Here is an 11718-nt window from a genome sequence, read left to right as displayed (position 1 = left end):
TCACGGATAAGCAAACCAAGGGTAACAACAAGAGGGCATAATGTGCCCTCTTGTCTCATATTTCCAGATGTAAACCTTTCACTTTGCACACAAATCTGTGAGCAAATATTGAACTTTCACACTGGATGGACCATTGAATCTATTCTCATAGCGTATAATCAGCCACAGTTTTGGCTATATCATACGACATATGTTTCTAACACCTTATTTTTCAAGCAATAACCATCAATTTCAGTTCACTCGCGAGCAAGCAAGTCACTTTGCGAAAAAGGTCGCGGGAGACTATAACCCAATCCATGATGAAGACAGCAAGCGCTTCTGCGTGCCTGGCGATCTTTTGTTTGCCGTACTGCTCAGCAAAGAAGGCGTCAGCCAAAAAATGCGTTTCGATTTTTCTGGCATGGTCAACGATGGTGTGGCTCTTCACATTGAAAATAAGTGTACTAAAGAGAGTGCCGTTGTGGATGCTGTAGGTAAAGAGTACCTGCACATGAGTCGCGAAGGTGATGTGAATCGCGATGCGGCTTTCATTGAGCACGTGGTGACCAACTATGTTCAATTCTCAGGCATGAACTTTCCACACATCATGGTGCCTCTAATGGAAGAGCAGCAGATGATGATCAATTGCCAGCGTCCACTGGTGATTTACGAAAGTATGGAAGTTGAATTTGAGCGTCTGGATCTTTCTCATCCAGAGGTGGCATTTACCGGCGCTACCTTTGATGTTGATGGCAAACGTGGTGTCGTCACTCTTAACTTCGCATTTAAAGAAGATGGCGAAGTGGTTGGACGTGGCATTAAACGCATGGTCGCCAGCGGCCTAAAACCTTATGACCAAGATGCCGTTGATGACTTGGTTAACCGCTTTAACGAACGTAAAGAAGCTTTTTTGCAGCAGTTTGCGCAAGCGGCATAAGTGACTTAGCCAAGTAAACAAGACTAAGAACAAAACGCAAAAGGGAGCTTACTTTAAAGCTCCCTTTCTCTTTGATATGAGATGGTCAAAACGTACACTTCAAACCATTATTACTATTTGTTAGTGTTTTCGTCTTACGAAACCCAACAGAGCAAATAACGATAACCAACCTAGGCTACCACCACTGCTTGAACCAGAACTTGAACTTTCTGCCGATGGTAAGATAAGTGATGAACTGTAGCGAATGGCATTTAAGAAACCGCGATCTGCTCCTTCACTTCCTAGCCCATCTTTCACATAAACCAGTTCAACGGCGTTCTTCTCACGTGGCAACACGAATGAAACTGTCCCTTCTTGCTCACCACTTACTGATAGCTCTAGCCGCCCATTCACAAAGACTTTCAGTTCGTCAAATTCTTCTTCCGAAGAGACAGACATGTCCAAGGCCACTTGTCCTTTTGCTATCCCTGATATCGCAATACCTGAGGATTGATCCTTTTCTAAAGTACCGGACATAATCCCTTTCGCAGAAAAATCCCACTCGATACCTTGACTAAATACGGACAGTTGTTGGTTAGGAATTTGTCCCATGATCCAATCTGATATGAACGGGTCGGCCAATGGGTATGATTGATAATGCACCGTCGATTTAACTTGGCCGATACCTTGGTTGCTATCCATTGTCACATCATAAGAAAAATCACCAGAGCCAAGAAGACTGTAGCTTGTAGTAACTTGGCACTCGGCTCCGATTGCAAGAGGCTGTTCGCAAGTATTATGAACGATTTGAGCACTTGACGTCGTGGCGAAGTTGGATAGCAACAACTCGCTTTCGGTATTATTTCGGTAAGTTAACGTCGCACTCTGAATACCTGGTGAGACGATGCCCTCATAAACATGCTGATCGTAACTCAGGCCTTTTGTTTTATTGGCAATCCAATCAGCGTAATAACTGACATTGGCATACACGCCGTACTTGCCTTTCTCTGCGCAACCATCACCCCAACTGACAATACCCAACTGTTTGTATTGGCCATTATCACTGACAACAATCGGGCCACCACTGTCACCTTGACAGGAGTCTTTTCCTCCCTGCACCACACCCGCGCAGAATGCGTTTTCCGTGATTTTATCGTAGCCCAGCGCTGGTACGTTTTTGCAGACTTGCTGATCAATCAGTTCTACGTTGACCTGTTGTAACTGAGTCGCACCACGAAAGTTATCTGTTGGGTCTTGATCTCCCCACCCCATCACGGTCAAGTTGCTCCCAGCAGCCAATGATTTCCTAAAACTGGCTTCTACTAAGGGAACGGAACCACCTCCAAACTCTTCACTCAACTCTAAGATGGCAATGTCATTTCCCATAGCAGCGTCAACATACGCCTCATGAACATACACTTTGCGCACTGAAAGACGTTGTTCACTCGTCGCTGCAGACAGATTCTGCTGGCCGATGATCACTTCAATATCTTCACCCAAGGTTGCATCCAAACAATGCGCTGCCGTCAGGACATACCTAGAGCCAATGAAACTGGCGCCACAAAATTGGCCTTTGCCTCCGTTGTAACCCTTACTCACAAGAGCTGCCATAAATGGCCACTTTTCGGCAGGTGCCGTAGATCCCCCAATAATTCGATTAGAGCGTTCCACAGAACTTTCTGAGCTATTCAATGGCTCGAGAGCTAAAGCCTGGCTATTCGCGAAAGCCAATGTAGATATGATAGCGATAGAAAGTATTTTCCGACGATACATGATATTTCCTTACAACATGACGTTAATGATTATTGTTCTTAAAAATCAACAAATCATATATCAAACGCACCATTCATAAAGAGCAAACACCATCAAGATGGAATTCATTTCACAGATCAATATCACGCTTCTCAACATTCACAATCACTACATTAGAAACCCCTTTCTTTTGTATCAAATCCAGCGTCTAACTTTTTGTTTGTAAACTAAATAACGCTCACCGAACAATCCTTCTAAGGCTCTTTCTTCGGGATAAATTTGAAAGCGGTTCATATAGGCAACAAATAAAGGGCAACCAACAAAGGCCAACATATTCTCTAACCAAATCGCATAAGCGAGTAGCAGTAGCAATAAAGCGAGGTACATGGGGTTGCGGGTATAAGCAAAAATGCCATTAGATACTACCGTCGAGGCACTTTCTGGTTTGACTGGATTCACCGTCGTTTGTGCTTGACGAAACGCGAATACACCAGCCATACCAATCGCGCCAGATAAGCCAAACAACACGCCAGCGAACCATAATCGACCACTAAGTGAAAATGACCATGAGATGAAAAACTCACTCGCCAAATACATAAACAATATGAGGATAAGAAATACGGCGACTGGGGGGATTTTTAACTCGAGTTTGTCCATTCTCAACTCCGGAGACCTTGACGGTCGCAGGTCTTTTTACAAAAAAGCCCAGCATAACGCTGGGCTAACGATCATCCATTCTGACGACAAATGGAAAGCAGTGCTTGCACTGGATGAAGAGGTTGAACGCCTTCAAACCGCTTCACCTGAGAGCGACATGAGTAGCCGGTGATCAAGCAACGCTCTTTTGGTAATGCCTCCAAACTTGGCTGCCAGCTCAAGGCGTAAATATCTTTCGACATTTGTAGCTTGTCACTTTCGTGGCCAAACGTGCCAGCCATACCACAGCAGCCAACTGGAACGGTATTAAGCTGAGCGCCAAAATGGGTAAAAATAGTGCCCCATTCTTTTTCCGCGTTCGGTAACTTAGTCTTTTCTGTACAATGCGCCAGCAAATACCAAGGTGGCTCTGCACTGCCCTTTGTCACATCAAACTCTGCTAGACGAGGCAGTAACCACTCGTGCGCAGTGAGCACTTGAAAATCACCCCGTTTATCACCCAAGATCTCTTGATATTCATCGCGATAACAAAGCACCAATGCAGGATCGACACCGACCATAGGAATCGCTAAATCGGCCACCAGCTCTAAGAACTTTGCCGTATCACTCGCTGTCGCCACAAAACGCTTTAAAAAGCCTTTGATGTGTTGCGCTTTACCGTTGGGTTTGAACGGCAGCAATATCGGCGTCTTACCTAAGCTCGTGACTAACGCAGCGAAATCTTCAACAACCTGTGCATCGTAGTAGCTGGTAAATGGATCTTGAACAATCAAGACGTGATCGCGTTTTTCATCACTTGAAAGCGCATTTAACTGTTGTAAATCAAACTCTTTAAGTGTTGCCAGTCGCTGTTTCAAGGTCGGGACCGACAGCAAAGGTGTGTCCACGTACCCTACCGTTTTCTCCGTTAAGCTTTGCATCCACGATTGGCGAATCACACCATTAATCAAGCGTGGCGCTTTAGACATGATCGGCAACAAGGTTTCGATGTTCGCAACCAGATAATCCTTCGCTGGGCGTTGATAACGGCTGTGGTAGATGTTGAGAAAACGCGAACGGAAGCTCGGCACATCGACTTTAATCGGGCATTGGCTGGCACACGCTTTGCACGCCAAACAACCATTCATAGCCTCATACACTTCATGAGAGAAATCGTACTCATGACGCTGATTAATTCGATTACGGACTCGATCAAGCATGTTCTTAATGGTCGAAGAACCCTGTAGGGTTTGAGCTTCCAAATCCAAAATATCAATGCCCTGCTCAGTCAACTGGCGCAGCCATTCACGAACCAAACCTGCACGACCTTTTGGTGAATGGCGTCTGTCTGCCGTCACTTTCATCGAAGGACACATTGGCGAACTTGTGTCGTAGTTAAAACACAAACCATTGCCATTACATTCCATCGCCTGTTTGAAGCTATCACGGACTTTGACATCGATTTGTCGGTCAAAGTACCCACGTTTCGTGTCCGAGACTTTGACGAGTTCGGCATCGCTACCCAGTGGTGTACAGATCTTACCCGGATTCATTTTATTGTAAGGATCGAACGCCGCTTTAATGCGTCTTAGCTCGGTAAACAACTCCTGGCCAAAAAAGTCAGGGCCGTATTCAGAGCGAAAACCCTTACCATGCTCACCCCACATCAAACCGCCATATTTCGCCACCAGTTTGACAACCTCATCGGACACCTCATGCATGAGCAACTCTTGTGTCGGGTCGCAAAGATCAAGTGCTGGGCGTACATGCAAAACCCCAGCATCTACATGGCCAAACATGCCGTACTCGAGATTTTTACTGTCCAGCAGTTGACGAAACTCAGCGATAAAATCGGCCAAATTTTCTGGTGGCACGCAGGTATCTTCCGCAAACGCGACCGGTTTGGCTCGTCCTTTCGCTGCGCCAAGCAATCCAACCGCTTTCTTACGCATGTTGTAGATACGTCCCAAGCTAGCCACGTCGTTACACACTTGATAGCCAATAATGCCGGCTTCACCCTGTTCTAGCATGCTATCGAGCTTGCTGGTCAGCGCGGCCACCTGCTCTGCGACTTCCAGCTCATTTTCACCTGCGTATTCCACCATGTTTAAACCGAGCATTTCCTGCCCTGGTACATCGGTAATCAAATCACTCACGCTGTGCCAAACAATGTCTTGCTTGGCAAGATTCAGGACTTTGGAATCAACGGTTTCAACAGACAGCGCTTTTGCCTCAACCATAAAGGGAGCATTACGTAGCGCGGCGTCGAAACTGTTGTATTTTACATTTACCAGCGTTCGCGCTTTAGGAATCGGCGTGAGGTTGAGTTTGGCTTCAGTGATGAACGCCAGTGAACCCTCGGCACCACAGAGTACGCGAGTGAAGTTAAACTCGCCGGTTTGTTCTTCAATCGCATTTTTTAAATCATAACCGGTTAGAAAGCGGTTCAATGGCGGGAACTTGTCTACAATCTGCTGACGTTTTTCACGACATACCGATTCCGTGACTTGTAAAGCCGTGTGGGCAAATTGTCCTTCTTCGGGTAATCCTCTCGATAGATCCGATTCGAGCATTGAGCCATCGGCAAAAACGGCTTGCAGAGACAAAACATGATCGGACGTTTTACCGTATTTCAATGAACCTTGCCCAGAGGCATCGGTATTAATCATCCCACCCAGCGTTGCGCGATTGCTGGTCGACAAATCTGGAGAGAAGAAAAATCCATATGGCCTCACAGCATCATTCAGTTGATCTTTCACTACGCCTGCTTGAACACGCACCCAGCCTTCTTGCTCGTTGATCTCCAAAACTTTGTTCATATGGCGAGAGAGATCAACCACAATCCCTTTAGTTAAAGATTGGCCATTGGTGCCCGTACCGCCGCCTCTTGGAGAAAAGGTGATACGCTCAAACAACGGGTTTAGGCTAAGCTTGCAGATGAGTGCGACATCTTGTGTGCTTTTTGGAAGAATTACAGCTTGAGGTAACTGTTGATACACGCTGTTATCAGTCGCAACGGCAAGGCGACTTGCGTAATGAGATTCAATGTCACCGTTGAAACCAGCTTGCTCAAGCTCTTTGAGAAAACTAAGAACAACGGGATCGACATCCGATTGAGAATTAAGTCTTGGTAACATTTGCTTCCTGCCCCTACAACACTGATCCTATCAGCCACGGGTTTATGATTAGAGTTAGAAATTAATCTTTGAATTTCGTCACTTTACAACATTTAAAAAGGTGATCAAAACAGAATCTGAATGCAAAAATGAAAGTTGTACTTTCTTTTCCGGTGATACCCACCTAAAGTCATTGAAAGACCATATGTAAAGAACTTAAACAGAGCATTGATAATGAAAAAAAACAGAGTCGTTACGACCGAAGATATCTTGTTAAAACTGTGTCAGTCCGTATCTGGAGTGCTCACTTCTGCCACCTCTTCTCAAATTCACTATTCTGCAATGGTGCAGAAAATCAACAAAACCAGTCTAAAGCCTGATTTCGGCTGTTTTGTTCTTTTTGATGGTGGTTTTACTGGCCTTGTCGTCATCAACTTTACCGCAAAAGCAGCATTAGAGATTTACACTAATTACATGCGTAATATGGGCATGCCAGAAGAAGAACTGGCCGTGTTGCACACCTCCGATGAAGTGGGTGATGTACTGGGTGAGTTGATGAACCAATTAGTCGGCGATTTCACCAATAAAATTCGCAAAGAACTGCAAACCAACATCACCCAAAATCAGCCCAAAATGCTGTCTCTGAACAAACAGGTTATTCTTTCGGTGGATACCAACCTAGACCGCCCACAAGCGCGTCGCGTGACCTTCTCTACGGCAAATAACAACATCTTCTACTTAGAGCTTGCGATGGATAAAACTGAATTTATTCAGCTTGAAGATTTCGAAGTCGCTGAAGATGAGAATCCGGATGATATTTTAGAAGCGGCGCAAGCAAACATGCGCGGCAAGAAAGCAGAGAGCAACTCATCAGAAGAGGAGTTAGACATTACCTCAGATTTGCTTGATGAACTGGGTATCTAAGCCTTTTCGCAATATCTAGCCAGCAAAAGCCGTGTCCACTGTGACACGGCTTTTTTGTCACCGCGCCTCTCGCAAGGATTCAAATTTTGTCGAAAAAAAGGTATGATGTCCGACTTTGCTGATTGAGTTAGGTTTTTGCCATTGTCTATGGATAAACAAAAAGCGCTGAAGAAAATTGCCAAATGCCTAGAGCTAGGCAACTCCGCCAATGTCAACGAAGCGGCCAACGCGATTAAGATGGCGCATCGCTTGATGCTCAAGTATGGCCTCGACAAAGACGATATCGAGTTCATTAAGATGGGAAAAACTCAATCAACCCATCTTCTGCCTGCGAGTATCAGTTCCGTCTTACTGCGTGTTATTCGTGGTATCAATACCAAATTTGGTGTAGAAGCAGTGTTGCTTAACCATAAGGGACTCAAACGCTTAGAGTTCATTGGTGAAGCTGACCGTGCTATTTTCGCCGCTTTCGCCTTTGACATTATTTACCGTGAAATGAACGAAAGCACGGGCCAATTCCGCAATAGTTTTGCAGGCTCTGGCACCTCTTCACTTGAGGTGACACGACGAGTCAACTCGTTTGTCTCTGGCTGGGTAGAAGGCGCATTGGAAAAACTGCCCGTGATCACGCCTGATGAAGAATCAGCTAACAAAATCAATAACTACATCGATAAAGAGTTCCAAAACATCGATCGTGAAACCTTTAAGCAGCAACTGCGTGAGGCGATGAAAAATCTCACCGCCGATTACGAAGTGGGCCTAAAAAAAGGGCGCAAAGTGTCTGTAAACCGCCCAGTTGGCGGTGCGCAAGCGATGAAACAAATCGAAAAAAGATAACCTTACACTGACATTTCTCTCATTGACTTGCTGAATAATCCGCACGGAGGCAGCAGTTAGCCTCTGAATGTACATGGAGAGATGACTTTGAAAAAAGTTTCTATTGCTTTAGCAATTCTTCTGACTCTAAGCGGATGTCAGGCAACTCAACGTCAGAATGCAACCACTGGCGAATCTGAAACCAACTCAGCCACCAAAGGCGCACTGATTGGTGCGATTGCAGGCGCAGTAGCCGGCGCGGCAACTGGCGATAAAAAAGATCGTGGTAAACGTGCCCTGATCGGCGCAGCAGGTGGAGCCGCTATTGGTGGTGGTGTTGGGTATTACTTTGACCAACAAGAGAAAGCCTTGCGTGAAGCACTGCTTAATTCTGGCGTTCAGGTCGAACGTGTTGGCGAAAATCAATTGCTGTTACGTCTTGAAAATGGCATCGGTTTTAGCTCAAGCTCTTATGCTCTGGATAGCAGCATTCACAATACCCTTAAAGGTGTGGCTCAAATCTTAGTTGAGTACCCAGATACCAGCTTAGTGATTGATGGCTTTACTGACAGCACAGGCAATGATGCCTCTAACCAAATTCTCTCCGAGCGTCGTGCTGAATCCGTCCGTAGCTTCCTGATTTCTCAAAACGTTGCTGCAGGCCGAGCCGTCGCACGAGGCAACGGTGAACGTTACCCTCTTTGCACCAACAGCACCGCAGAAGGCCGAGCGTGTAACCGCCGTGTCGAGATACAAATCCTGCCACTCAAGTAATAACGCAATTTTGGCTTAGCTGCTGATTTCACATTAGGTTCAGTCTATAATTTGGACTGAACCTAACCTCTAGAGATCCCATTTTGCGCAAACCCATTTTGCTTGTTACTTCGCTCATGTTCCTGATGCTTTCTTTTGGCTCTCATGCGGAAAGTACACAGGAGTTAACAGCAAAAGCCAATCAGCAAGATCCCAAGGCACAATATCAGCTCGCGGTTCAACTCGAACAGCACCAAGATGACACGGCTTCTGTCGATGCTTTCTATTGGTACCAACAATCGGCTGAGTTAGGGTACGAGCCTGCCCAGTTTAAACTCGCACAAGCTTTAGAAAGCGGCATAGGGACGCAAGGCAATATTAAAAGCGCCGCAAATTGGTACCTCCACTCGGCACTTCAAGGTAATCAACTTGCCCTTCTGCGTTTGGGCAATCTCTATGAACAGCACGGCAATGAATTTAGCAATCTTGAACTTGCTCAGCAGTGGTTTGGTATCGCGGCAAAAACCAATCCGCAAGCCGATCGTGAATACAATCGCATACTTGAACTTAAATTCAACCAGTTGCGTGCTAAGCAAGTCTCTGCGATATCGCAGCTCGATAACGCTTTGGCGGAACCCATTGACGAGCATTCGCTCACATCAAACCAAACCAATTTCTCGCAAAAAAGCAGTACTTCTGTAGTCAGTGATTGGATCCCTATTGCTCTCTTGCTCACTGTTATTCTTGCAGGCGTTTCTTTGGCGCGCACAATACGAAAACGTCGACTCACTCAGCAAATAGACCGCGACTTAACACTAGAAAAGGAACTGAAAAGTCAGCAGTTCAGTAACAAGCAGTTAAAACGCCAGTTAGAAAAAGTCTTTAACGAGTACAAAAAACTGCAGAATCAACAAAAAAATCATAAGGTAGCGCTGGCTTGCGCGATGTTTGGTTACCTGCCAAGTAACATTCCTGACGAAAAGTCGATCAAAATTCGCTTCCGCCAGCTTTCGAAACTCTACCACCCGGATGCCAGAGGTAGTGAAGAGGAAATGAAGCGTCTAAACGGAGCATTAAAAGTACTATTACAGAATGTTACAAATAAGTAACACAACAATTGTTGATATATCAATCAAAACACGAAACACCCATATAATCTACTCTCGCAATCGATCACGCTCTCAAATTTTATTTACAGACATTTAACACCCATAGAAAAGTTATGGCATAATAGCGCCGCAAAATAACACCTAACCAAGACTCTAGGTGGGGAGAACGAGATGTTTACAATTGAAGGCACCTGCGATTGGTGCAAAAAGCCAAGAATGCTGACTAGACATGACTATCTTGATGGCAAATGCCATCACGCATGTCAAGAATGCAATGACATTGCGAAAATTGATGTGCGCTTGTTTAACATTGGTGAACAACAGATGCGTGATCGTCAAATGTTAAGTTCATAGTGTCAGCTAGCCGCACTTTATCGTAAATAAAAAATCAATAAGCTTGGATAACCACTCTAGGAATGAATCAAGCATCAATGGATGATTTCGATACCCTCTCTTTGCAGAGGGTATTTTTTATCGTCAGTGCCAGCTTCCCCTTCGCTTCTTCTACCCATTTTTCTCCTCAAACAGACAGACCTTCGCATAACCAGAAATATTCAACTATCTTTCTGAAGCATTGTGCAATCGAATACATTTGTGACATCACTCTAATAATGCAACATAAACCACCGTTACATTACTTATAGTGACAAAGATCACTGAAGAGTTTTCGTTCTTGCATAGAATAACCTTCCATGCAATTACAAGGATTCACCATGAAGAGTCGCTTTGAGAACGCGCTGGCAAGCGCACCAGAATCACTTTCACGCCATCTAGCGCCTATCATTTTGGCTGCTGACTTTGATGCTTCCCTTTCAACAGTTCAGTTTGATGAGTTACTCAAGCAAACAGGGATGACCGATAACCAACTGCGCGTTGCGCTGCTTCCCTTTGCTGCCGCCTACTCTTACGCGCCCATCTCTGAGTTTTATGTTGGCGCGATCGTTCGTGGCCTATCTGGTACTCTTTATTTTGGCGCTAATATGGAGTTTGATGGAGTCCAACTTGGACAAACAGTTCATGCTGAACAATCGGCGATCAGCCATGCATGGATGAAAGGCGAGCAAGGTCTTTCAGACATCACCATTAATTTCAGCCCTTGTGGCCACTGCCGTCAATTCATGAATGAATTATCCAGTGCCAAAGAGCTTAAGATTCAATTGCCAGAGCGCGAAGAAAAGAAACTACACGACTATCTGCCAGATTCATTTGGCCCTTCAGATTTGGGCATCGAATCCGCATTAATGAGCCAAGTCCATCATGGTTTCACCACTGAAGATGATGATGCCTTAATGCAACGTGCGGTTGAAGCGATGAACCGCAGTCATGCACCTTATACACACAACTTGAGTGGCGTGGCATTGCAAACGGAAAGTGGACGCGTTTATCTGGGTGCATACGCCGAAAACGCCGCTTTCAACCCAAGCCTTCCACCACTGCAAGTGGCTTTGATTCAACTGCTGCTGGCGGGTGAGACATTTGCAAGTATTCAGGCTGCAGCTCTGGTTGAAAACCATAAAGGTAAAATTAGCCACTTAGCATGCACTCAGTCAACACTGGAAGCCTTAAACCCCGACATTCCAGTGAGTTATCTCAGCCTATAGTGATATCTCGTCAGCCCTACTTTACGTAGGGCTTTCTTTAAAACCGCAAAGCAAACGTTTGCTTTGTGGGTTAAATTGAGTATGATCGGCGGCAATTTTATTCTCTCTGATTACTT

The 11718-nt window shown here is 45.3% G+C and carries 10 protein-coding genes; 7 read left to right on the top strand and 3 right to left on the bottom strand.

Annotation, left to right across the window (positions count from 1 at the left end):
* Positions 1-190: 190 nt before the first annotated feature.
* Positions 191-916, top strand: coding sequence for a DUF3581 domain-containing protein (locus tag AOT11_RS13360; RefSeq protein WP_017421064.1), 726 nt, complete (start codon positions 191-193; stop codon positions 914-916).
* A 120-nt stretch (positions 917-1036) separates the two neighbouring features.
* On the opposite strand, the gene AOT11_RS13355 is transcribed toward AOT11_RS13360, so the two are convergent.
* The 3 genes from AOT11_RS13355 to ydiJ form a co-directional block, all read right to left on the bottom strand.
* Complete coding sequence (locus AOT11_RS13355; RefSeq protein WP_017421065.1) at positions 1037-2668, bottom strand: S1 family peptidase; 1632 nt, start codon at positions 2666-2668, stop codon at positions 1037-1039.
* 174 nt (positions 2669-2842) lie between these two features.
* On the bottom strand, positions 2843-3304 hold the full coding sequence (locus AOT11_RS13350; RefSeq protein WP_017421066.1) for a methyltransferase family protein: 462 nt from the start codon (positions 3302-3304) through the stop codon (positions 2843-2845).
* A 71-nt stretch (positions 3305-3375) separates the two neighbouring features.
* Positions 3376-6420 carry a D-2-hydroxyglutarate dehydrogenase YdiJ gene (gene ydiJ, locus AOT11_RS13345; protein WP_017421067.1) on the bottom strand — a complete coding sequence of 1015 codons (3045 nt, stop codon included), beginning with the start codon at positions 6418-6420 and terminating at the stop codon, positions 3376-3378.
* Positions 6421-6633: 213 nt separating this feature from the next.
* Here ydiJ and AOT11_RS13340 point away from each other — a divergent pair, with 213 nt between their 5' ends.
* The 6 genes from AOT11_RS13340 (at position 6634) to cdd (ending at position 11602) form a co-directional block, all read left to right on the top strand.
* Positions 6634-7323 (top strand): DUF3334 family protein, encoded by a 690-nt coding sequence (locus tag AOT11_RS13340; RefSeq protein ID WP_011080251.1) that lies wholly within the window; start codon positions 6634-6636, stop codon positions 7321-7323.
* A 147-nt stretch (positions 7324-7470) separates the two neighbouring features.
* A complete protein-coding gene (locus AOT11_RS13335) occupies positions 7471-8160 on the top strand; it encodes a DUF2786 domain-containing protein (protein ID WP_011080250.1) in 690 nt (229 codons plus the stop codon).
* Positions 8161-8247: 87 nt separating this feature from the next.
* Positions 8248-8913: a YiaD family glycine zipper/OmpA-like lipoprotein gene (locus AOT11_RS13330; RefSeq protein WP_026050560.1), complete on the top strand. Its 666-nt coding sequence runs from the start codon at positions 8248-8250 to the stop codon at positions 8911-8913.
* Between the two features lie 83 nt (positions 8914-8996).
* Positions 8997-10001, top strand: coding sequence for a J domain-containing protein (locus AOT11_RS13325; RefSeq protein ID WP_017421068.1), 1005 nt, complete (start codon positions 8997-8999; stop codon positions 9999-10001).
* Positions 10002-10172: 171 nt separating this feature from the next.
* The gene (locus tag AOT11_RS13320; RefSeq protein ID WP_017421069.1) at positions 10173-10355 is read left to right on the top strand and encodes a hypothetical protein; all 183 of its coding nucleotides are present in this window, start codon (positions 10173-10175) and stop codon (positions 10353-10355) included.
* 359 nt (positions 10356-10714) lie between these two features.
* Positions 10715-11602, top strand: a complete 888-nt coding sequence (cdd, locus tag AOT11_RS13315; protein ID WP_017421070.1) for a cytidine deaminase — start codon at positions 10715-10717, stop codon at positions 11600-11602.
* The last annotated feature ends 116 nt before the right edge of the window (positions 11603-11718 follow it).

This window comes from Vibrio vulnificus NBRC 15645 = ATCC 27562, assembly GCF_002224265.1.
GTDB classification, from domain to species: Bacteria; Pseudomonadota; Gammaproteobacteria; order Enterobacterales; family Vibrionaceae; genus Vibrio; species Vibrio vulnificus.
Note: the sequence above shows the minus strand (reverse complement) of the source record. Positions and strands in the feature narration are given on the sequence as shown.

Bases quoted from the DNA above. Each gene is read 5' to 3' on its own strand.
- AOT11_RS13350 (WP_017421066.1), bottom strand. From the start codon at position 3,304: ATGGACAAACTCGAGTTAAAAATCCCCCCAGTCGCCGTATTTCTTATC.
- cdd (WP_017421070.1), top strand. From the start codon at position 10,715: ATGAAGAGTCGCTTTGAGAACGCGCTGGCAAGCGCACCAGAATCACTT.
- ydiJ (WP_017421067.1), bottom strand. From the start codon at position 6,420: ATGTTACCAAGACTTAATTCTCAATCGGATGTCGATCCCGTTGTTCTT.
- AOT11_RS13355 (WP_017421065.1), bottom strand. From the start codon at position 2,668: ATGTATCGTCGGAAAATACTTTCTATCGCTATCATATCTACATTGGCT.
- AOT11_RS13340 (WP_011080251.1), top strand. From the start codon at position 6,634: ATGAAAAAAAACAGAGTCGTTACGACCGAAGATATCTTGTTAAAACTG.
- AOT11_RS13360 (WP_017421064.1), top strand. From the start codon at position 191: ATGTTTCTAACACCTTATTTTTCAAGCAATAACCATCAATTTCAGTTC.
- AOT11_RS13320 (WP_017421069.1), top strand. From the start codon at position 10,173: ATGTTTACAATTGAAGGCACCTGCGATTGGTGCAAAAAGCCAAGAATG.
- AOT11_RS13335 (WP_011080250.1), top strand. From the start codon at position 7,471: ATGGATAAACAAAAAGCGCTGAAGAAAATTGCCAAATGCCTAGAGCTA.